At 67.7% G+C, this 22,271-nt stretch carries 18 protein-coding genes; 8 read left to right on the forward strand and 10 right to left on the reverse strand.

Features of this window, described 5'->3' with window-relative positions:
- Positions 1-56: 56 nt before the first annotated feature.
- Positions 57-809: a GNAT family N-acetyltransferase gene (locus tag ACU0DV_RS03310; protein ID WP_100930460.1), complete on the forward strand. Its 753-nt coding sequence runs from the start codon at positions 57-59 to the stop codon at positions 807-809.
- Positions 806-1,642 carry a lysophospholipid acyltransferase family protein gene (locus ACU0DV_RS03315; protein ID WP_446241035.1) on the forward strand — a complete coding sequence of 279 codons (837 nt, stop codon included), beginning with the start codon at positions 806-808 and terminating at the stop codon, positions 1,640-1,642. The genes ACU0DV_RS03310 and ACU0DV_RS03315 overlap by 4 nt, the downstream gene beginning before the upstream one ends.
- A gap of 114 nt (positions 1,643-1,756) precedes the next feature.
- Here ACU0DV_RS03315 and ACU0DV_RS03320 read toward each other — a convergent pair whose 3' ends face one another.
- On the reverse strand, positions 1,757-2,380 hold the full coding sequence (locus ACU0DV_RS03320) for a thiamine phosphate synthase (RefSeq protein ID WP_283983409.1): 624 nt from the start codon (positions 2,378-2,380) through the stop codon (positions 1,757-1,759).
- 172 nt (positions 2,381-2,552) lie between these two features.
- Here ACU0DV_RS03320 and ACU0DV_RS03325 point away from each other — a divergent pair, with 172 nt between their 5' ends.
- A complete protein-coding gene (locus tag ACU0DV_RS03325; RefSeq protein WP_446241036.1) occupies positions 2,553-3,302 on the forward strand; it encodes an RNA methyltransferase in 750 nt (249 codons plus the stop codon).
- A gap of 77 nt (positions 3,303-3,379) precedes the next feature.
- Here ACU0DV_RS03325 and ACU0DV_RS03330 read toward each other — a convergent pair whose 3' ends face one another.
- Positions 3,380-3,706, reverse strand: coding sequence for an SH3 domain-containing protein (locus ACU0DV_RS03330; protein ID WP_446241037.1), 327 nt, complete (start codon positions 3,704-3,706; stop codon positions 3,380-3,382).
- Positions 3,707-3,959: 253 nt separating this feature from the next.
- Between ACU0DV_RS03330 and ACU0DV_RS03335 the strand changes: the two genes are divergently transcribed.
- Both ACU0DV_RS03335 and ACU0DV_RS03340 read left to right on the forward strand, forming a co-directional pair.
- Positions 3,960-5,276 (forward strand): COX15/CtaA family protein, encoded by a 1,317-nt coding sequence (locus ACU0DV_RS03335; RefSeq protein ID WP_446241038.1) that lies wholly within the window; start codon positions 3,960-3,962, stop codon positions 5,274-5,276.
- Positions 5,277-5,299: 23 nt separating this feature from the next.
- Positions 5,300-6,754, forward strand: coding sequence for a carboxypeptidase M32 (locus ACU0DV_RS03340; RefSeq protein ID WP_283983497.1), 1,455 nt, complete (start codon positions 5,300-5,302; stop codon positions 6,752-6,754).
- A 51-nt stretch (positions 6,755-6,805) separates the two neighbouring features.
- Here the strand turns inward: ACU0DV_RS03340 and ACU0DV_RS03345 are convergent, their stop codons facing one another.
- From ACU0DV_RS03345 to gyrA, 4 genes are all read right to left on the reverse strand, one after another.
- The gene (locus ACU0DV_RS03345) at positions 6,806-7,156 is read right to left on the reverse strand and encodes a DUF6614 family protein (protein ID WP_100930467.1); all 351 of its coding nucleotides are present in this window, start codon (positions 7,154-7,156) and stop codon (positions 6,806-6,808) included.
- 126 nt (positions 7,157-7,282) lie between these two features.
- A complete protein-coding gene (locus ACU0DV_RS03350) occupies positions 7,283-7,675 on the reverse strand; it encodes a hypothetical protein (RefSeq protein ID WP_446241039.1) in 393 nt (130 codons plus the stop codon).
- A gap of 102 nt (positions 7,676-7,777) precedes the next feature.
- Positions 7,778-8,635 (reverse strand): LysR family transcriptional regulator, encoded by an 858-nt coding sequence (locus tag ACU0DV_RS03355; protein ID WP_283983404.1) that lies wholly within the window; start codon positions 8,633-8,635, stop codon positions 7,778-7,780.
- 335 nt (positions 8,636-8,970) lie between these two features.
- Positions 8,971-11,703 (reverse strand): DNA gyrase subunit A, encoded by a 2,733-nt coding sequence (gyrA, locus tag ACU0DV_RS03360; protein WP_446241040.1) that lies wholly within the window; start codon positions 11,701-11,703, stop codon positions 8,971-8,973.
- Between the two features lie 192 nt (positions 11,704-11,895).
- Between gyrA and ACU0DV_RS03365 the strand changes: the two genes are divergently transcribed.
- The gene (locus tag ACU0DV_RS03365; RefSeq protein ID WP_100930471.1) at positions 11,896-12,165 is read left to right on the forward strand and encodes an usg protein; all 270 of its coding nucleotides are present in this window, start codon (positions 11,896-11,898) and stop codon (positions 12,163-12,165) included.
- A gap of 62 nt (positions 12,166-12,227) precedes the next feature.
- On the opposite strand, the gene ACU0DV_RS03370 is transcribed toward ACU0DV_RS03365, so the two are convergent.
- The 4 genes from ACU0DV_RS03370 to thpD all read right to left on the reverse strand — a co-directional run bounded on the left by ACU0DV_RS03370 (position 12,228) and on the right by thpD (position 17,521).
- On the reverse strand, positions 12,228-14,540 hold the full coding sequence (locus ACU0DV_RS03370; protein WP_446241041.1) for a PBP1A family penicillin-binding protein: 2,313 nt from the start codon (positions 14,538-14,540) through the stop codon (positions 12,228-12,230).
- Positions 14,541-14,666: 126 nt separating this feature from the next.
- Positions 14,667-15,221 (reverse strand): lipid-binding SYLF domain-containing protein, encoded by a 555-nt coding sequence (locus ACU0DV_RS03375; protein WP_100930473.1) that lies wholly within the window; start codon positions 15,219-15,221, stop codon positions 14,667-14,669.
- 263 nt (positions 15,222-15,484) lie between these two features.
- Positions 15,485-16,480 (reverse strand): porphobilinogen synthase, encoded by a 996-nt coding sequence (gene hemB, locus ACU0DV_RS03380; RefSeq protein ID WP_283983401.1) that lies wholly within the window; start codon positions 16,478-16,480, stop codon positions 15,485-15,487.
- A gap of 105 nt (positions 16,481-16,585) precedes the next feature.
- Positions 16,586-17,521, reverse strand: a complete 936-nt coding sequence (thpD, locus tag ACU0DV_RS03385) for an ectoine hydroxylase (RefSeq protein ID WP_446241042.1) — start codon at positions 17,519-17,521, stop codon at positions 16,586-16,588.
- A 213-nt stretch (positions 17,522-17,734) separates the two neighbouring features.
- On the opposite strand from thpD, the gene ACU0DV_RS03390 reads away from it, so the two are divergent.
- Both ACU0DV_RS03390 and mfd read left to right on the forward strand, forming a co-directional pair.
- Positions 17,735-18,262 (forward strand): component of SufBCD complex, encoded by a 528-nt coding sequence (locus ACU0DV_RS03390; protein ID WP_100930476.1) that lies wholly within the window; start codon positions 17,735-17,737, stop codon positions 18,260-18,262.
- A 402-nt stretch (positions 18,263-18,664) separates the two neighbouring features.
- A complete protein-coding gene (gene mfd / locus ACU0DV_RS03395) occupies positions 18,665-22,144 on the forward strand; it encodes a transcription-repair coupling factor (RefSeq protein WP_446241043.1) in 3,480 nt (1,159 codons plus the stop codon).
- Positions 22,145-22,271: the final 127 nt, after the last annotated feature.

The following is a 22,271-nucleotide window of genomic DNA, read 5'->3' on the forward strand; positions in this document are numbered from 1 at the left end:
AACGCGCCCGGATACGGGGTGGCACAGGGCGCCGGGCGGCCGGCGGAACGGAACACATGAGCGACAGCTTTACAGTGCGGCTGGCCCGGGACGCGGCGGACGTGGCGGCGGCGCAGCGGCTGCGCTACGACGTCTTCGTGGCCGAGCTGGGCGGCGACGGCCCGCTGGTCGATCACGAGAACCGGCTGGAACGCGACCGCTTCGACCCGTTCTTCGATCACCTGCTGGTCTGCGACCCGGCGCGCGGCGACATGGTGGTGGGGGTCTACCGGCTCCTGCGCGACGACCGCGCGGCGGAAGCCGGGCAGTTCTATTCGGAGGACGAATACGACCTCGGGCCGCTGCGCCGCTCTGGCCGCAGGCTGCTGGAACTGGGGCGCTCCTGCCTGCATCCCGACTACCGCGGCGGGCCTGCGATGTTCCACCTCTGGCAGGGGCTGGCCGCCTACGTGACCGACCACGGCATCGAGGTGCTGTTCGGCACCGCCAGCTTCCACGGCACCGACATCGCGCGGCTGGCGCAGCCGCTGTCGCTCCTGCACCACCGCCACCTCGCGCCGCCGGACCTGCGGGTGCGCGCCCGCAATTTCCAGGACATGAACCTGGTCCCCGAGGCCGATATCGACCGGGTGGGCGCGATGCTCGAGGTGCCCGCGCTGATCAAGGCCTACCTCAGGCTCGGCGGCTGCGTGGGCGAGGGCGCCTACGTCGACCACGCCTTCAACACCACCGATGTCTGCCTCGTGATGGACACCGCCCGCATGACCGAGCGGCAGCGCGCGGTCTACACGCGGGAGCGGGCGACATGAGCTACACCTGGGAGGGGGAGGAGCCGCCGGCCCATCCGCCCTTCACCCTGTCCGAACGGCTGCGCGTGGCCTGGCGCGGCACGCCGATCGCGCTGGTGCTGGTTACGGGACTGCTGCTCATGATGCTCCTGCGCCTCATCGAGCGTCCGCTGCACGGCATGGACCGCCCCTGGACACCCCACATCACCCGCGTGGTCTGCCGCATCGTGCTGCGGATCATGGGGCTGAGGGTCAGGGCCAGCGGCAGCCCGCCCGCGCCGTGCGGCGCGCTTGTGGCCAACCATTCCTCCTGGCTCGACATCTTCGTGCTGAACAGCCGCTGGCCGGTCTACTTCGTCTCCAAGGCGGAGGTGGCGGGCTGGCCGGGGATCGGCCTCCTCGCGCGGGCGACCGGCACCGTCTTCATCACCCGCGACCGCCGCGATGCCGCCGCGCAGGCTGCGCTTTTCCGCGAACGGCTGGCCCACGGCCACCGGCTGCTGTTCTTTCCCGAGGGCACCTCGACCGACGGCCTGCGCGTCCTGACCTTCCGCACGCCGCTCTTTGCCGCCTTCTTCGACGAGGACCTGGTGCACGAGGTGTCGGTGCAGGCGGTCAGCCTCGCCTACCACGCGCCCGAAGGCGCCGATCCGCGGTTCTATGGCTGGTGGGGCGGCATGGACTTCGCGCCCTCGCTGGCCCGCGTGCTGGCGCAGCGGCGGCAGGGATCGGTGGACCTGGTCTGCCATGCGCCGGTGCGGGTCGACGATTACGCCAACCGCAAGAGCCTGGCCCACGCGCTGGAGACGCAGGTCCGCGCGGGGCACGAGCGGGCGCTGTCGCGCAAGGGGTGACGGGGGAAAGAGGGGCGTATCGCCGTGCCTGCGGCCCGGCGACACGCCGGGGGCGCTGCCCCCGGACCCCCGAGGTATTTTCGCCAAGATGAAGGAGCGGGACGTACCCCGGGCTCAGCCGGGGATCATGGCGGCCTGCAGGCGTTTCAGCGCGGCCAGCGGGTCATCGTCGTTCCAGATCTCCTCGCCCACGGCGAAGAAGTCGGCGAAGGGGGCGAGGGTTGCGATGTTCTCGGGGTCGAGGCCGCCTTCGGCGACGACCGGAACCTCGATCACCTCGGACCACCACTGGAACAGCTCGGTTTCGGCATGGGCGCCGTCGCCCAGGGCGCCGCCCACCGGGCCGAAGGCCACGTAATCCGCACCGGCTTCGCCCGCCGACATGCCCTCGTGCCGGGACTGGCCGCAGTGGCAGCCGACGATGGCATCGGGCCCCAGCGTCTTGCGGGCGGCGCGCACGCCGCGTCCGCCGTCGAGCAGGTGCACGCCGTCGAGGCCCAGCCGCTCCGCCAGCACCACGTGGGTGTCGATCACCAGCGCAACGTCGGCGGCATGGGCGACCTCGCGCACGGCATCGGCGGCGCGCATCAGGCGGTCCTCGTCGCGGGTGGCCAGCGACAGGCGCAGGCAGGCGATCTCGGCCCCGTCCAGCACGCGCCTCAGCTCGGCCGGAAAGCGCGAAAGCTCGATTTCCGGCGGGGTGACGAGGTAGATCTGCGGGGTCTCGGGCTGGGTCATCGGGTCCTCTCCTGACGGAGGCCCTCTTAGCGCGGGATTTTCCGTTTGACCATGGGGATTTGTGGCGGGGTTTCGCGCGTAGCCGCCGGTGAAGGGGGCAATCCTGCCTCTGGCGGGGGCTTGTGCTGCCGGGGCGGGCGTTCTAGGCGGGGGCGATCGAGACGGAGGGGCCATGACCCGAGGGACACAGCAGCCGGCCATCGTGCTGGTCCGCCCGCAGATGGGCGAGAACATCGGCGCCGCGGCGCGGGCGATGTGGAATTTCGGGCTGGACCGGATGCGGGTCGTGGGGCCGCGCGACGGCTGGCCGAACCCGAAGGCGGTGGCCATGGCCTCCGGCGCGGGGCGCCTGCTGGACGAGGCGCAGCACACCGACACGCTGGCCGAGGCGCTGGCGGACTGCCATTTCGTGCTGGCCACCACCGCGCGGTCGCGCGACCTGACGAAGACGGTCTACGAGCCGCGCGAAGCCATGGCTGAGGCCGCCCGCCGGATCGCCGCGGGCCAGCGCGTCGCGGTGATGTTCGGCCCCGAGCGCGCGGGGCTGGAGAACGAGGACGTGGCGCAGGCCAGCGCCATCGTCACCGTCCCGGTCAATCCGGAGTTCTACTCCCTGAACCTCGCGCAATGCGTGCTCCTGATGTCCTACGAATGGCAGCGCGCCACGGCGGAATTTGCGCCGAAGGCGGAGGCACTGGCCGGGACCGAGGTCGCCGAGGGCCACGAGGTCGAGCATCTGGCCCGCCACTACGAGCAGCAGTTGGACGAGGCGGGGTTCTTCTTTCCCGAGACCAAGGCCGAAGGCATGAAGCTCAACCTGCGCAACATGTGGTCGCGGATGCCGCTGACCCGGGCCGACGTGCAGATGCTGCACGGCATGATGCGCCAGATGGTGCGGTGGGCCAATAAAAAGGCCGGCTGATCCTTGGGGGGGATCAGCCGGCCAGTCAGCCGGGCCGGACAGGGAGGAAACCGGCCTGCTGGGGACGTCGTGCCGCGTCAGTAGCTGTAGCCATTGGGCCGGTAGCTGGGCTGGCGGTAGGTGTTCTTCGGGTGGGCGGCGCGCGGTGCGCAGGCCTGACCCCGCAGGTATTTCGCGGAGACCCAGTAATAGGCGTTGTGCCAGGCCACCTTGGCCCAGCCGTTGGCGTAACCCACGGCGTTCAGCTCGGTGCAGGGTGGGAAGGTGGTGACCTTTGCGTAGTGCGTGCCCGGCCCGCTGCGGGCGTTGAGCGCGCTGCCGCCCACCCAGACCTGATCGGCCATGGCCGCCGTTCCCGCAAGGCTCGCTGTGGCGATGGCGGCGGAAAGCAGGATCGTCTTCATCGGGGCACCCTCGTTTGCAAATCATCGACTGACGGTCGGCGTGTGGCCGCTTGACGTGAAGGTAGGGCCGGGAAGGCGGAACGCGTAGTCCGGAAGTCCTGACTGGTGGAATACCCGACCCCGCCCTTGACGTGGCGGCCCCCGGGTCCATGGCGCGCTTGCGGGGCGACCTGCCGGGTCAATCGGGCGCGGCTCTGGCGCTTGAAGCCCGCCCGAACGCGGCTATGTTGGCGAAGCGAAAAAGGAGACCGGAATGGCCGAGAAACGCAAGCTCTTCGAGGAGGTTGGCGCCGAGACGCCGAAACAGGCCCCCACCGGCGGGATGATCGACAAGGCAAGCCGCGGCGCGCGCGGGGCGATCCGGATCTGGCTGATGGTGCTCTTTGTGCTGGTCGTGGTGATGATCGCCGTGGGCGGGCTGACCCGGCTGACCGACAGCGGCCTGTCGATCACGGAATGGAAGCCGGTCACCGGGGCGCTGCCGCCGATGTCGGAAGCCGCCTGGACGGCCGAGTTCGACAAGTACCGCGAGATCCCGGAATACCAGTTGCAGAACAAGGGCATGTCCATGTCCGAGTTCAAGACGATCTACTGGTGGGAATGGGGCCACCGGCAGCTTGGCCGGCTGATCGGCGTTGTCTGGGCGCTTGGCTTCTTCGGGTTCCTGCTGGCCGGCCGGATGCCGCGCGGCACCTCGGGCATCGGACTGCTGTATGGCGGCATAGCCTCGCTCGGCATCGGTGCGCTGGCCATAGCGGGCAGCGTCGCGGGCCTCCTGCCGCTCGACACGAATGGCCTTGTCGCGGCGATGATCGCGGCGCTGGTGGTGTTCCTTCTGGGTTTCATGCGCGAGGAGACGCCGGACTGGATTCCGCGCCTGCTGTTCATCGGGCTGCTCGGCGCGCTGCAGGGCGCGGTCGGCTGGTGGATGGTGCATTCCGGCCTGTCCGGCGAACGGCTCGACGTGGCCTCCTACCGGCTGGCGACGCACCTTGGCGTGGCCTTCGTCATCCTCGGCTACATCGCGTGGTATACCTACGCGCTCGCCCGACCGGAGCGTGACCTGATGCAGGCTCGCCGGCTGGGCGAGGCCAAGCTCTTCGGCATGACCACGGGCCTTCTGCACTTCGCCTTCCTGCAGATCCTGCTGGGCGCGCTGGTGGCGGGCATCGACGCGGGCCGCAACTACCCGAGCTGGCCGCTGATGGAAGGCGGGCTCTGGCCGTCGGACATGTTCGTCGAAAGCCCGGCCTGGCGGAACTTCTTCGAGAACCCCGGCCTCGTGCAGTTCATGCACCGCATGGCGGGCTACCTGCTCTTTGCCTTCGGCGTCGTGGTCTGGCTGAGGGGCCGCCGCTCGGCCAATTCCGACACCCGTTACCGCTACAATGCGATGTTCGCCATGTTGCTCCTGCAGGTGGTCATCGGTATCGTTACGGTTGTGTATATGGCACCGTTGCACATCGCGATCCTTCACCAGTTCGGTGCCGTCCTTCTTTGGGCACTGATCCTGCGCGCAAGGTTTGCGGCACGCTACCCGGTGCCCCAGTCTGTCAGGGGACCCAAGTGACACTCCAAGCTTTTAACGAGTTGATGGCCTTCCAGCGCGACACCGAAGCGCTGGCCCAGATCGCAGGACGTCTGTCCTGGGATCAGGAAACGATGATGCCGCGCGGTGCGGCGGACCAGCGCAGCGACGAACGCGCGGCGATGGAGGCGGTGCTCCACCAGCGCCGCATAGACCCGCGCGTGCGCGACTGGCTCGAGGCGATCCCGACCGACGGCCTGTCGGAACAGGACCGCGCCAAGCTGCGGCTCATCCGGCGCGACCATGACCGCGCCGCCAAGGTGCCCGAACGGCTGGCGTCAGAGATCGCGCGCACCGTCAGCCGGGGCCATGTCACCTGGGCGGAGGCGCGCGCCGACGACGACTTTGCGTCCTTCGCGCCGGTCCTGTCGGAGATCCTGAAACTGCGGCAGGAGGAAGCCGCGGCGCTGGCCTGCGGCGGCGACCTCTACGATGCGCTCCTGGACAAGTACGAACCGGAGGCGCGCGCCGAGGACCTCGTCGCCATGTTCGGCGCGCTCAGGCCGCGGCTGGTGGCGCTGCGCGAGGCGGTCTTGTCGAAACCCGCGCTGCCCGGCCTGACGAAATCCTTCAACGAACAGGGGCAGATGAAGCTCGCCCGGCTGCTGGCAAAGACCTTCGGCTACGACTTCCGCCGGGGGCGCGTCGACAAGGCGGTGCACCCGTTCTCCTCCGGCTCCGGCGACGACGTGCGCATCACCACGCGCACCGTGCCGCTCGACCCGTTCAACTGCCTCTACTCGACGATCCACGAGGTCGGCCATGCCGCCTATGAACAGAATGTCGACCCGTCCTACCGCCTGACGCCGCTGGGGCAGGGTGTGTCGATGGGCGTGCACGAATCGCAAAGCCGGATCTACGAGAACCAGCTTGGCCGCTCGCGCGCCTTCTGCGGCTGGCTCTATCACCAGATGCGCGACACCTTCGGCGACTTCGGCATCCCCGACGAGGACACCTTCTACGGCGCCGTGAACCAGGTGCGGAACGGCTACATCCGGACAGAGGCGGACGAACTGCAGTACAACCTGCACGTGCTGCTGCGCTTCGACCTCGAACGCGCGCTGGTGGCGGGCGACCTGAACGTCAACGACCTCGAAACCGCGTGGAACGACCGGTTCAAGGCCGATTTCGGGTTCGAGGTCGACAAGCCGTCGAACGGCGTCCTGCAGGACGTGCACTGGTCGGCGGGCCTCTTCGGCTACTTCCCGACCTACAGCCTCGGCAATGTCTACGCGGGCTGCCTGCACAAGGCGCTGACCGAAGCGGTGCCGGACCTCGACGCGCAACTGGCGCGCGGCGATACCTCTGCCGCGACGGCCTGGCTCAAGGATAACCTCCAGCACCACGGCAGCCTCTACCAGCCGCGCGCGCTGATCGAGAAGGCCACCGGCAGCGCCCCTTCGGAGGAGCCGCTGCTCGACTACCTCGAAGCGAAGTTCACCGCGCTCTACGATCTCTAGCCGTTCGCGGGCGTGTCGCCACCGGCACGCCCGCCCACAGGCCGCGCGGCCTCAGATCAACGCCATGCGTTCCGCGCGCTCCGGGTCCGGGAACGGGCGGTAAAGCCCGGTCTCCGCCACCGCGATCAGTTCGTGCACCGCGCGGTACAGCCCCTCGACCGTGTCGTCATGGGCGCCAAGCGCCCGGAACGCCTTGTCGAGCTGGGTCATGTCCTTTACCTCGATCTCCAGCAGGAAATCGCGGTGCGCGCCAGAGGCGAGGTTCAGCTTGCGGCGCATCAGGCGCCAGCTTTCGATCGCGCCGATGGCCCGCAGATGGGACATCCAGTCATCCAGCGCCTTGGCAAAGACAAGCGCCTTGGCGTCGTTCTTCAGGTCGATTGCACAGGTGTACAGGTTCATCGCATCTCCTCCGACCGGGCAGGAGTGCACCCGTTTGCCTTTCAGCGGGGTTAAGACAAAAAAAGAGGTGGCTCCGAAAAGCCACCCTCAGTCGGTGTAGTACAGGGAAATACTTGCTCAAATGTCTTAAAGCGCCACGCGCCAGCCACCACGCACAAGGCTGTAGTGACCGCCACCGGCAAGGATAACGGGAAGGGTCAAGCCGGCCACGATGGCCACGCTCAGCAGCGAATGCGCCGTCAGCCGGTCGAGACCGGGCAGCAGCAGCGCCATCGCGCCGTAGATCGTCAGCCCCAGCGCCGCCACGATACGGGTGCGGACGCCGAACATCAGCCAGACAGAGATGACCCAGAGCAGGCCGGACATGATCGTCCCGGCCAAGGCGGTATGGGTGTCATTCAGGGAAAGCACGCCATGCGACTGGGAGGAAAGGAGGATGTGCTCGGACGCGGTGTACGCCAGGGCACCGGCCAGGGAGATGCGCAAACCGCACATCAGACCGTCGAGGGTCTTTGCCATGAATGTTACCTGCTCGCATTTTTTGCTTTGTTAAGGAATGTTAATCATCCTTAACGTGTTTTCAATTGCGAGATTGGTAAACCTGACGTTGCAGAAATGAAATTACTCTGCGGCGGCGCGCTCGGTCCTTGTGGTTTCGATGTCCTCGAAACACCCCAGGACGAAGTCGACGGTGTTGCGGATCACCGGGTCGTCGCGGCGGGTTTCGTGGTAGAACATCCACACCTCGATCACATGCGGCGGCCTCTCCGGATCGTAGGCCACCAGCTCCGGATCGTTCATCCCGACGAGGTCGGGCAGGGGGGCCGCCAGCCCCGCGGCCTTGGCGACGCTGATGATGGCATCCGCGCTGCTCACCCGGATCTTGGGCGGCTTGCCAAAGGCGTCGAAGCCGAATTTCTGGAACGGCATGTCATCCATCTGCGCGCTGTAGCCCGCCCAGTTCTTCGGCTCGGGCACGCCTGCGGGGCGGTAGAGGCGCACGGGCAGGCGGCCCACCCGGCGCGTCACCACGCGGCCCTCGGCGGGCCGGTTCGTCTGGATGACGATGTCATGATCTCCGAGCCCGTCCTTGAAGACGCGGTCGGTCAGGTGCAGCTCGATCCCGTCAAGCAGGTCGCCGTAGCGGTTCATGCCGGGGATCAGGATGTTGCGCGCGATGAACGGGACAGAGCCCAGCCTCAGCGGAACCGGCGCGGCGTCCGTCCCGACGCGGCTGTGAAGCGCGGTCTGGATCTGGCCGTCAAAGGTCTGGGCAATCTGGATCAGGCCCTTCACCGCCTCTGACGGCTGCCAGCCGCCGGGCGTCTTGATGAAGGCCGCCTCTCCCAGCGTCTCCGACAGCCTGTCGATCCGGCGGGATACGGTGGCGGTGTTGGTGCCCAGCATCAGGGCGGCCGCCTTCATCGTGCCGGTGCGGGCCAGGGCCACGAGAAACCTCAGATCGTCCCAGTTTTCCATTGCAGTTTCCCGAGGGCCAGCCTGGCAGGTTTGAGGGGTGAAGACCCGGTTTGCAGGACGTGATGCCCGCCGGGGCGCCGCACGTTTCCATAAACTTTAGGTAGATCAAGACAAAGCTGCAATGACGACTTTGCGAAATATGTTCGGCACCGCCGTCTCGAAAGTATAGGCGGCATGTACCTGTTTTCGTTGTTTAAACCAATCGTGAACCAAAAGTTAACGCTGCGGAAACCACATCCAAAGGTTGATTCGACCGGGCGGGAAGCGATCACCGGAACAGCAAACGGCCCGGCGCAGGGCCGGGCCGTGACGATCTCTCGCAAAGGGCGCCCGTGTCAGTCGGCGCTGTCCTCCGGCTCTTCGTCGGCCTGGTCCGCGATCCATGCCACGGACACCACGGTTTCGCCCGCGCCGGTGTTGAACACCCGCACGCCGCCCGCGCTCCGCGACCGGAACGAGATGCCGTCCACCGGCACCCGGATCGACTGGCCGGTAGAGGTCGCCAGCATGATCTGGTCGCCCTGTTCCACCGGGAAGGAGGCCACGATATCGCCGCCGCGCATGGATTTCTCCCACGCGGTGACACCCTGGCCGCCACGTCCGCGTACCGGGTAATCGTGCGAGGACGACAGCTTGCCCAGGCCCTTGGCGGTGACGGTCAGGATCAGGTTCTCGACCGCCGACATCTCCGCATAGCGTTCCTGCGGCAGCGGCGTGTCCGCATCGCCTTCCTCGTCGCCGGCCTCGTCGTCTGTCACGCCGGCCATCAGGCGGCGCATCTTGAGATAGCTGGCGCGTTCGTCCGACTCCGCCTCGAAGTGGCGGATCACCGACATCGAAACCACCTCGTCGCCGTTCATCAGGCGGATGCCGCGCACGCCGGTCGAATTGCGCGAGTTGAAGACCCGCACCTCCGGCACCGGGAAACGGATCGCCCGGCCGGAGTTGGTGACCAGCATCACGTCGTCATCCTCCGAACAGATGCGCGCGTTGATCAGGCGGGTGTTCTCGTCCTCGCCCTCGAACTTCATCGCGATCTTGCCGTTGCGCATGACGTTGGTGAAATCCGACAGCCGGTTGCGGCGGACCGAACCCTTGGAGGTCGCAAAGACGATCTGCAGGTCGTCCCACTCGTCCTCGTCCCGGTCCACGGGCATGATCGCGGCGATGGAAACCCCTGCCGGGATCGGCAGGATGTTGACGATCGCCTTGCCCTTCGACGTGCGTCCGCCCAGCGGCAGGCGCCATGTCTTCAGCTTGTAGACCATGCCGTCGGTCGTGAAGAACAGAAGCTGCGTGTGGGTGTTGGCGACGAACAGCGTCGTGACGACGTCGTCCTCCTTCAGCCCGCCACCGGACAGCCCCTTGCCGCCGCGCTTCTGCGCGCGGAAGTCAGCCAGCGCGGTGCGCTTGATGTAGCCGCCCGCGGTGACGGTCACGACCATGTCCTCGCGCTCGATCAGGTCCTCGTCGTCGAGGTCGCCGGCCCAGTCGACGATCTCCGTGCGGCGGGGCACGGCAAACTCGTCGCGGATGGCGGTCATTTCCTCGCGGATGATGCCGGTGATCCGCTCGCGGCTCGACAGGATCTCAAGGTAGTCCTTGATCTTGGAGGCCAGGTCTTCCAGCTCGTCGGTGACTTCCTTGACACCGATCTGGGTCAGGCGCTGCAGGCGCAGGTCGAGGATCGCGCGGGCCTGCGTTTCGGACAGGTTGTAGGTGCCGTCCTCGTTGGCCTTGTGGGTCGGATCGTCGATCAGCGCGATGTAGGGCAGGATCTCGTGCGCGGGCCAGCGCCGCTCCATCAGCCGCTGCCGGGCCTCCGCCGCATCGGCCGACGACCGGATCGTCGCCACGACCTCGTCGACGTTCGACACCGCCACCGCCAGACCGCACAGCACGTGCGACCGTTCCCGTGCCTTGCGCAGCAGGTAGGCGGTGCGGCGGGCGACCACGTCCTCGCGGAAGTCGAGGAACGCCGACAGGAAGCCGCGCAGCGTCAGCTGCTCGGGCTTGCCGCCGTTCAGCGCCAGCATGTTGCAGCCAAAGGAGGTCTGCATCGGGGTAAAGCGGAAAAGCTGGTTCAGCACCACCTCGGCGGTGGCGTCGCGCTTCAGTTCCACCACGACCCGCACGCCATCGCGGTCGGATTCGTCCTGGACGTGGGCGATGCCCTCGATCTTCTTGTCGCGCGCGGCCTCGGCGATGCGCTCGATCATCGTGGCCTTGTTCACCTGGTAGGGAATGGCGCTGATGACGATGGCATAGCGGTCCTTGCGGATCTCCTCGACCCGGGTGGTGGCACGGATGATGACCGAACCGCGCCCTTCGAGGTAGGCCTTCCGCGCGCCGGACCGGCCCAGCATGATGCCCCCGGTGGGGAAGTCCGGGCCCTTGACCCATTCCATCAGGTCTTCGGAGCTGAGGTCGGGGTTGTCCATCAGCGCCAGCGTCGCGTCGATCACCTCGCCGAGGTTGTGCGGCGGGATGCGGGTCGCCATGCCGACGGCGATGCCTTCGGCACCGTTGACCAGCACGTTGGGATAGCGGGCGGGCAGGACCGTGGGCTCACGTTCCTTGCCGTCGTAGTTGTCCTGGAAATCGACGGTTTCCTTGTCGATATCCACCAGCAACTGCAGCGCCGATTTCGCCAGCCGGCTTTCGGTGTAACGCATGGCCGCCGGCGGGTCGCCGTCCATGGAGCCGAAGTTGCCCTGGCCGTCGATCAGCGGCAGCGACATGGAGAAGTCCTGCGCCATGCGGACCAGCGCGTCGTAGATCGCGGAATCGCCGTGCGGGTGATAGTTGCCCATCACCTCGCCCACGGATTTCGCCGACTTCCGGTACGACTTGTCGGGCGTGTAACCGCCTTCGTGCATCGCGTAGAGGATGCGCCGGTGCACAGGTTTTAGGCCGTCGCGCAGGTCCGGAATCGCCCGGCTCACGATCACGCTCATCGCGTAATCGAGATAGCTCGACTTCATCTCTTCTTCGATGGAGATCGAGGGGCCGATGTAGCTCGGACGCTTTTCTTCTTCGTTTTCAGGGGGTTCGGGCGTATCGGTCACGTCTGGAGCCTGTCCGTCATTCTGCCATATCTTGTTGGCGCTCTTATATCAGATGCAGGATATGGGGTGCAATGGCGCGGGGTGCAGTGCTTTTGGCAGCCACCGGATATGCCTGCTAACACACTGTTTTCATTGAAAAGTAATAACGGTCTCGGCACCATGTCCTTACGGCAAACTCCAAGGGCTAACAAGATGCAGATGACCGAAACGGAATTGATGCTGAAAGGCTACGGGCTCACCACGGCAGAGATCTTCTATCGCATGCCGGATTACCGCAACGTGCTGAACACCTTCGTCTGGCAGGATTACGACCTGGCGCCGGACCACCCGAAGCTTTTCGGCTTCATCGAGTTCTGGCAGGACAGGATCGAGGGGCCGCTGCACTCCATCCGTTTCACCCACCGCAAGATGATCTCGCCGGGCGAATGGCGCAACGTGGTGGGTGAATTCCGCTACCACTGAGGGGCTGAAACGGCACAAGGGCGACCCGTGGCCGCCCTTGTGTGAAAGCCCGATCCGGCGCGTTACTGCGTACAGATCTCCCGCGGTCCGCCACCGTAGGGCTGGAACGTGCAGTCTGACGCGCGGAACGAACGGTAGGCACGCTGGCAGGCGCGGATGTTGCACTGCTGCTGAGCGGTGGTCTGGCCCACGGAGTCGGCCCAGGACCGGATCACGAACTCGCGCAGCCCGTGCACGTCGCCGTCCTGCAACTCGCGCTCCACCGTGCGGCGCAGCTCCTCGATGTCCTTGCCGCGCACACGTCCGTCGTTCTCCATCCGCGAGAGGGCAGCCCCCAGCGCGATCTCCAGCTCTGAGCGGTCGTCACGCGCCACCGCTTCCGCCTCGCCCGGCTCGGACCGCACGGCGGCGACAACCGCCTGCGTGCCACTGGCAGCAGGGTCAGGGGTGCCGGGCGCGACCGACTCCGGCTCCACCGCGCGGGGCTCCGCCACCTGCGGGATGCTCACGTCCATGCCCTGCGCCGCGGTCAGGAAGTCCGACCAGATCTCCGCCGGGATCGAGCCGCCGGTGACCTCGTCCATGGGCGAATTGTCGTCGTTGCCGACCCAGACGCCCACGATCAGCGCGTCGTTCCAGCCGACGAACAGCGCGTCGCGGAAGTTCTGGCTGGTGCCGGTCTTGCCCACGGCGCCGGGAACATCCGCCACCGCCTTGCCCGTGCCGTCCGTCACCACGGCCCGCAGCATCGCCGCCATGTCGGCGCGCGCGTTCATCAGCTGCGCGGTGCGGCCGGTCATCTGCGGCGTCTTCCACTTGAACGGATAGTAGGTCTGTTCGTTGCCCGCGGTGATGCCGCTCACGAAATGCGTCTCGAACGGCGCGCGCCCGGTGGCGATGGCGCCATAGGCCGCCGTAAGGTCCAGCAGCGACACGCCCGAGGCGCCAAGCGCGACCGACGGCGTCTCCGACAGCTCGGCGTCGATGCCCAGCAGCCGCGCGGTCTTCACCACGTCGGCCAATCCCACGTCCATCGCCAGCCGCACGGTCGCCGCGTTCATCGACTTGGCAAAGGCGGTGGCCATCTGCACGTCGCCGTAGAACCGGCCGCCGAAGTTCTCAGGCGCGTAGCCGTCGATGTCGACGGGCCGGTCGGAAATCACCGTGCCGGGGCTGTAGCCGTCGGCCAGCGCGGTCAGGTAAACGAAGGTCTTGAAGGTCGACCCCGGCTGCCGCTGCGCCTGTGTCGCCCGGTTGAACTGGCTCACCTGGTAGTCCTTGCCGCCGACCAGCGCCGCGACGCTGCCATCGGGACGCAGGGCGACCAGCGCCGCCTCCATCGGCAGGCCCGCCAGCCGGGTCTGAACGGCACGCTCCGCCAGCCGCTGCAATTCGGGATCGAGCGTTGTGCGCAGCGCACCGGCACCAGAGAACCGCGCCGCCAGCTGTTCGCCCTGACGCGCCGCGATGTCCGCGAACCAGCCGCCATAGGGCTGCTCGCCAGAGGAGGGCGCCATCACCGTCAGCTCGGCCAGTGCCGCGTTGGCGGCGTTCTCGTCGATGCTGCCGCTCGCAACCATGGCGCGGATCACCACCTGCGCGCGGTCGCGCGCCGCTTCCATGTCGTTGCGCGGGTTCACGATGGACGGCGCCTGGATCGACGCCGCCAGAAGCGCGCTTTCCGCAAGGCTCAGGTCGTCGATCGGCTTGCCGAAGTACACCTGCGCGGCAGAGGGCATCCCGTAGGCGCCGCTGCCGAGGTACACCCGGTTGAGATACATCTCGAGGATCTCGTCCTTGGTGTGCGCCGATTCCAGTTCGCGGGTCAGCAGCGCCTCGTGCAGCTTGCGCTTGTAGGTGCGCTCCGGCTCAAGGTAGCTGATCTTCACAAGCTGTTGCGAGATGGTGCTGCCGCCCTGAACGATCTCTCCGGCGGCGGCGTTGGTCCAGAAGGCCCGCCCGATGGACCGATAGTCCAGCCCGCCGTGATCGCGGAACCGCTGGTCCTCGATGGCGATGACGGCGTTTTCCAGCGTGTCGGGAATGCGCTCGATGGTGGCGTAATCGGCGGGGCGCTCGCCGCGGGCAAACAGCGGCCCGCCGGTGGCGTCCTCCAGCCGCAGGGGCCGCTCGCGCCGCGCTTCGAGCGCGTCCAGATCGTCGAGGGAGGCAACCGCCACCGACACGCTGGCGGCGCCCAAGAAGGCCACGGTGCCCAGCGCAAGGGCCGTGCGCGTCTTCCAGCCGGTGCGGCCCAGCCTGCGCCCGACGCCCGACCCGAAGGTCCGCGCGCCGCCGAATAGCTGCTTGCCGTGGTGCCGGATGGCGTTGCGGGAGGTGGACGGACGGTCCTGTGACTTTTGCTCGCTGGTCATTCTGGTCTCTCCTGTCGAAAGACCAATGCCCGGAGCCCTCTACCGTTCCCGCCTGATACAAAAATTTGCCGCAAAGGCGCGGCCGGTGTGGCCGCGCTGCCGTTTGGGGCATCTTGTCCGGTCAGGTCAGGGAATGATGCGCGTGTATTTCACGCCTTCCAGCGTCGCGCCGACCCGCAGGCCGGACTGGCCGAAGATCACCGCGATCACCGGCGCAAGCGACGTGGTCGTCTCGGCCGCCAGCGCCTCGCCCTTTTGCGGGGTGGCATAGGCAATACCGGCGCCCGCGGCGAAACCGCCGGAACGGCGGAACGTCTGCAGCGCGTCGTCGGTCATGAAGAACAGGACATGGCTGTACTGCTGGACACCGATCTGAAGACCGCCCGACGCCTTGACCATGTTGTAATAGTCGACCGTCGCGCCACCGATGCGCAGCGCGCCGTTGCCGCCGCCGCCGCCAAAGCCAAGACCCGCTTCCGTCACCAGCGGCATGACAAGCTGGCCTGCGGATTTCTCCGCCAGTTGCCGGGTCGCGGGGTAGTCGCCGTAAAGCTGTGCAAGCGTGGAGTCGACCCTCGCGTCGATGGTTGCCCCGCCGTTGCCGCCGACGCCGTTGGCGCAGGCGCCCAAAAGGCCCACGGCCCCAAGGCCGAGAAATACGTCGCGTCGCGTATGTGTCATGGTGTGCTCTTTTCTGCCGATGCCTCGTTCGTCCGGCTGTGCCGCCGGTTGCGCCTTTTATACGCGCGCGCGGGCGGCTTGTCACCTCAACTTGTGGTCGATGCGCGAAGACCCGCTATTGATGGGGGCAGGCGATGGGGAAACGGGCAGGGGCCGCCTTGCCCGGCGCAGGCCGGCGGACGCGGCGTCAGCCGCCGCCCCTCTGCAAGGCGTTGAAATCGTTGACGGGGCAGCAGCCGGGCGCCAATAGCGCCCAGCGCGCCTCAGCCGTTCAGCAGACGCGCGGCGGCGGGGGCGAAGTAGGTCAGCACCCCGTCGCAGCCCGCGCGTTTGAAGGCGGTCAGGCTTTCCATCATCACCTTCTGGCCGTCGACCCAGCCGCGTTCGCCGGCACCCGCCAGCATCGCGTATTCGCCCGACACCTGGTAGGCGAAGGTCGGCGCGCCGAAGGTGTCCTTGGCGCGGCGGCAGATGTCCAGATACGGCATCCCCGGCTTTACCATGATCATGTCCGCGCCTTCGCCCAGATCGCGGGCGATCAGCCGCATCGCCTCGTCGGAATTGCCCGGGTCCTGCTGGTAGGTCTTCTTGTCGCCCTTGAGCGCGCCGGACGCGCCCACCGCATCGCGGAACGGCCCGTAGAAGGCAGAGGCATACTTGGCCGCGTAGCTCAGCAGAAGCACGTCCTGATGGCCCGCGCTCTCCAGCGCGGTGCGGATCGCGCCGATGCGCCCGTCCATCATGTCCGAGGGCCCGATGATGTCGGCGCCCGCCTCGGCCTGGGACAGCGCCTGCTTCACCAGCGCCTCGACGGTGCGGTCGTTGACGATCACCCCGTCCTCCACAAAGCCGTCATGCCCGTCGATGCTGTACGGGTCGAGCGCCACGTCGGTCATCACCGCGATATCCGGCACCGCCGCCTTGATCGCACGGGTGGCGCGGTTCGACAGGTTCTCGGGGTTCCAGGCCTCGGCGCAGTCCTTGGTCTTGAGGGCGGGGTCGGTATAGGGAAACAGGCAGATCGCCGGGATGCCCAGCGCATGGGCCTCGCGCGCGGCTTCCACCACCTTGTCGACCGACAGCCGGTTCACCCCGGGCATGGAATGGATCGGCTCCGACACGCCCTCGCCGTCGCGTACGAAGACCGGCCAGATGAAGTCCGCCGGGCTCAGCACCGTCTCGGCCACAAGCGCGCGAAGCGCGGGCGTGCGGCGCAGACGGCGAAGTCGCAGGGCGGGGAAGGGGGCGTGGCTGTGCATCTGGCATCTCCTTTGGCTTCGCGCGCAAAAGGGATGCACCCGCGGTCCCCGCTTGTCCAGTGGCCCGCCCGCGACGAATTGGGGCGGGCCGCAGGGGCGGTTCCGTCAGGCCAGGGCGCCCTCGCGCACCTCAAGCGCCTCGGGCGTGCCGCGGCGGGCCAGGTAGTCCGGGCGCGGTGCGGGGGCGGCAAACGGCGCCACGGGCGCGTTCGACACGGCGTTGTAGACGAAGAACGCGTTGGAGCGCGGGCTGGGCGTGATGTTCCCGTTCGAGCCGTGCAGCGTGTTGCAGTCGAACAGGATCAGCGTGCCCGCCGGCCCCTCCGCATCGTCGATCCCGCAAAGGCGTGCCATGTCGGCAAGGCTCTCCTGCGAGGGCGTGCCCACCTCCTGGCGTGCGAGCGAGGACTTGTGATTGTCCTCGGGCGTCTCGCCCCGGCAGGACACGTAGGTCTTGTGCGACCCGGGCATCAGCATCAGCGCGCCGTTGTGCGCCACGTTGTCGGTCAGCAAGAGCGAGGCCGACAGCGCGCGCATCCGGGGCATCCCGTCCTCCGCGTGCCATGTCTCGAAGTCCGAGTGCCAGTAGAACTCCTTGCCGGTGAAGCCCGGCTTGTAGTTCAGGCGCGACTGGTGGATCGCCACCTCGTCGCCCAGGATGAAGCGGGCGATCCCCGCCAGCCGGGCGTCGCGGGAAAGCCTGTCCATCAGCGCGTCTTCCGCCTCCAGTTGAAAGACGGTGCGCACCGCGTCGCCGCCCGGTTCGGTGACGACGTGATCGGCATCGCTGCCCGCCAGCCGCGACCTGATATCTCCGGCGCGGGCGACCAGCGCCTGCACCTCGGCCGGGGTGAACAGGTCCTTCAGCACCAGATAGCCGTTCCTCTCGAAGAATGCGGCCTCCTCGCGGGTGATCGGCGCATCCGCCTCCCAGTCCTGCCAGAGCACCGGGTCCTCACGCTCCATCCAGCGCTCCCGCTCGGGGGCACGGGTGGGGTAGGCATCAGCGCATGCGGGATCGGGCGCGTATTCCAGCGGCATTGGTTCCTCCTGTGATTGGTTTTCGGCGACGGACGATCAAGCATCCGTCTGCTTCCTCAGCGCACGGGACCCGCCCCGGGTTCCATCCTGTGTGCACCCGCCGCCGGGGAAGGAAGCCACGTCAACGCCGCCCGCGGGTCCCGACTGTTTGTCGCTGGGCATTTGCGCGGACGCGCGGTAGTAAGTCCGAAAAGCAGCAGGGAAAAGGCAGGCATGGACTGGTACGGCACGGTGTTCGAAGTGATCGACATGCGGTCCTTCTCCAACCTCTGGTTCTGGATCGTCCTTGCCGTCCTGTGGTCCTCGACCAGCCACTGGGTGCTGGGCGTGCCCTTCGACATGGTCGCCCGCGCGCGCCGCAGCGGCGGGCAGGCAGAGCAGGACCTCGAGGACCTGGTGCGCATCAACACCAACCGCTTTCTCTACATCGTCGACGAATCCGGTCTGTTCCTCTCGGCCCTGACGTCGGCCTTCCTGTCGGGCGCCGCGATCCTCGGATTCTGGTACGGGGTGGAACTGGCGCAGGCGCTGTTCCTGCTGGGCTTCCCGATGACGCTGGTGGGGCTGCTGAGCGTCTATTCCGCGCGCCGCATCCGCGCGGGCGAGCAATCCGGAGAGCCGCTCTGGCGCCGCCTCCGGGTGCACCGGGTCATCACCCAGATGATCGGACTGGTGTCGATCTTCGTCACCGCGCTCTGGGGGATGTTCCAGAACCTCTCCATCGGCGTGCTCGGCGGCTGAGCGCCGGGCAGGGCGGCGCATAGCCCCGCCCTACGTCGGGCCGGTCCTTCGTGGGCAGCTGCGTGCAATGTCCTTCCCGGGGAGGGCTTCGGGACTCACCAGAAGAAAACCCTGCTTTCTGCCGATGCCGTCCCTCGCCGTCTTGCTGCCTGACAGGGTCGTCGCCCCGCGCCAAGCAAAATAGCCGTATCCCCCTTGCGGGGGCCCCTCGGCGATTTGGCTTGTCCCGGCGCGCCGCCCCCGTCGGGGCATCGACAGGCGAGGGACGGCTCCGGAAGAAAGCTGGCGGCGGTCGGGCCGGTGCGGGGGCGCGTGTGCCGGGCCCTTGCGCTGGATCGGTGACGGCGGGGGACGGAGAGGTCTTGCTTGACGGCGCCGCACGGTCGGGCCATCTGGGGCGGCATGGCTGGACAGGTGATCATCGGCGGCGCCCCGGAGGGCTTTGACGCGCGGCTCGTGCTGGGCGAAGTGGCGAAGGCGGGTGGGCCGGTGGTGCACATCGCCCGCGACGACAAGCGGCTGGCGGCGATGCGCGATGCGCTGGCCTTCTTTGCCCCGGACATGCCGGTTGTGGTCTTCCCCGCCTGGGACTGCGTGCCCTATGACCGGGTGTCGCCCAATGCCGATATCTCGGCGGCGCGCATGGCGACGCTGGCGGGGCTGGCGCACGGCATGCCGGACCGCTTTGTCCTCCTGACGACGCTGGGCGCGGCGATGCAGCGCCTGCCCGCCCGCGAGGTGCTGCGCGAGGCGGCCTTCACCGCCCGCGTGGGCGACCGTGTCGACGAGGAGGCGCTGCGCGCCTTCCTCGTGCGCATGGGGTTCAGCCAGGCGCCCACGGTGACGGAGCCCGGCGATTACGCCATCCGCGGCGGCATCATCGACATCTACCCGCCGGGCGAGGGCGGGCCCGTGCGGCTCGACTTCTTCGGCGACACGCTGGAGGGCGCGCGCCGCTTCGACGCGGCCTCCCAGCGGACGACGGAAAAGCTCGACGTGGTGGAACTGGCGCCGGTGTCCGAGGTGATCCTCGACGAGGCGGCGATCCTGCGCTTCCGCCAGAACTACCGGATCGAGTTCGGCGCGGCGGGCACCGACGACCCGCTTTACGAGGCGGTGAGCGCCGGCCGCAAGCACGCCGGGATCGAACACTGGCTGCCGTTCTTCCACGACCGGCTGGAAACGCTCTTCGACTACCTGCCGGGGGCGCCGGTGCTGATGGACGACCAGCTGACGCCCGCGCGGCTGTCGCGCTGGGACAGCATCGCCGACCAGTACGAGACCCGCAAGCACGCGCTCTCGCAGAAGAAGACGCTGGGCAGCACGGTCTACAAGCCCGTCCCGCCGGACCTGCTCTACCTCGATGACAGCGCGTGGGAACAGGCGATCGGCGACCGCCGCCGCGTGCAGTTCCATCCGCTGCCGCAGGCCACCGGGCCGGGCGTGGTGGACGCGGGCGGGCGCATCGGGCGCAACTTCGCCCCCGAGCGCCAGCAGGAGAACATCAGCCTGTTTGCCGCCCTCGCCGACCACGTCAAGAAGAAGCTGGATCAGGGCCCGGTCGTCATCGCGTCCTGGTCCGAAGGGGCGCGCGAACGCCTGACCGGCCTGATCGAGGACGAGGGCCTCGCCGAGGTCATCCCGATCTCCAACGCCACGCGTGTCGGCAAACGCGGGCTGCACCTTGCGGTCTGGGCGCTCGACACCGGGTTCGAGGCCCCGTGGGAGGCCGCGGGCGACAAGGGCCGGATCACCGTGGTCTCGGAACAGGACGTGCTGGGCGACCGGCTGATCCGCAAACCCGCGAAGCGCCGCAAGGCCGAGAACTTCCTGACCGAACACCAGTCGCTGTCTCCGGGCGACCTCGTGGTGCACGTCGACCACGGCATCGGCCGCTACATGGGGATGGAGGTCATCACCGCCGCGGGCAGCCCGCACGAATGCCTGCTGCTGCAATACGCCGAGGACGCGAAGCTCTACCTGCCCGTCGAGAACATCGAGCTGCTGTCCAAGTATGGCCACGACGAGGGTCTGCTCGACCGGCTGGGCGGCGGCGCGTGGCAGGCGAAGAAGGCCAAGCTCAAGGAACGCATCCGCGAGATGGCCGACCGGCTGATCCGGATCGCCGCCGAACGCGCGCTGCGCAAGGCGCCGATGCTCGACCCGCCGCCGGGCGCCTACGAGAGCTTTGCCGCGCGCTTCCCGTACTCCGAAACCGACGACCAGCTTGCCGCCATCGAGGACGTGATGGCCGACCTCCAGTCCGGCCAGCCGATGGACCGGCTGATCTGCGGCGACGTGGGCTTCGGCAAGACCGAAGTCGCGATGCGCGCCGCCTTCGTCGCCGCCATGTCCGGCGTGCAGGTGGCGGTGATCGCACCCACGACGCTGCTCGCCCGTCAACACTACAAGTCCTTTGCCGAACGCTTCCGCGGCTTCCCGCTCGAGGTCGCGGCCCTGTCGCGCTTCGTCCCGGCCAAGCAGGCCGCCAAGACGCGCGAGGGCATCGCCAAGGGCACCGTCGATATCGCCATCGGCACCCATGCGCTTCTGGCCAAGAACATCCGCTTCCAGAACCTCGGCCTCTTGATCATCGACGAGGAGCAGCGCTTCGGCGTGCAGCACAAGGAACGGCTGAAACAGCTGCGCTCCGACATCCACGTGCTGACGCTCACCGCCACGCCGATCCCGCGCACGCTGCAGCTTTCTCTGACCGGGGTACGCGACCTGTCGATCATCGGCACGCCGCCGGTCGACCGCCTGTCGATCCGCACCTATGTCTCGGAATTCGATCCCGTCACCGTGCGCGAGGCGCTCCTGCGCGAACACTACCGCGGCGGGCAGTCCTTCGTCGTCGTGCCGAAGATCACCGACCTGCCGGAGATCGAGGAATTCCTGAAGGAACAGGTCCCCGAATGTTCCTACGTCGTGGCGCACGGCCAGATGGCGGCGGGCGACCTCGACGAGCGGATGAACGCCTTCTACGACGGCAAGTACGACGTGCTGGTGGCCACCACCATCGTGGAATCCGGCCTCGACATCCCGACCGCCAACACCATGATCGTGCACCGCGCCGACATGTTCGGCCTCAGCCAGCTCTACCAGATCCGGGGCAGGGTGGGCCGGTCCAAGACCCGCGCCTACTGCTACCTGACGACGAAGCCGCGCGCAAAGCTGACCGCCACCGCCGAGAAACGCCTGCGCGTGCTGGGGGCCATCGACATGCTGGGCGCGGGCTTCAGCCTCGCCTCGCAGGACCTCGACATCCGCGGCGCGGGCAACCTCCTGGGCGAGGAACAGTCCGGCCAGATGCGCGACGTGGGCTACGAGTTGTACCAGTCCATGCTGGAGGAGGCGATCTCCAAGATCCGCTCCGGCGAGATGGAGGGCCTGACCGAGGAAGACGGCCAGTGGGCGCCGCAGATCAACCTCGGCGTGCCGGTGCTGATCCCCGAAGACTACGTGCCCGACCTCGACGTGCGGCTGGGCCTGTACCGCCGCCTGTCGTCGCTGACCACAAAGGTGGAGCTGGAAGGCTTTGCCGCCGAGCTGATCGACCGCTTCGGCAAGCTCCCGCGCGAGGTGAACACCCTTCTTCTGGTGGTGCGCATCAAGGCGATGTGCAAGCGCGCGGGCATCGCCAAGCTCGACGGCGGGCCGAAGGGCGCGACGATCCAGTTCCACAACGACAAGTTCGCCTCGCCCGAGGGGCTGGTGGCCTTCATCAACGACCAGAAGGGGCTGGCGAAGATCAAGGACAACAAGATCGTCGTCCGCCGCGACTGGAAGAAGGACCGCGACAAGATCCAGGGCGCCTTCGCCATCGCCCGCGATCTGGCCGAACACGCGGGCGTCCTGAAGAAGCGCGCCGAAAAGGCCTGACACCGGTCATGCGCCTGTGGGTCTGCGACCGCGTGCCGCCGGGAAAACCGCGTGGTGCGGCGGCGTTTCCTGTTTGGCGGGCGGGGCCGCTCCGTTAACGTATATGAACGAAACGTTAACGGGTGTT

The sequence above is a fragment of the Sagittula sp. genome (genome assembly GCF_052825245.1).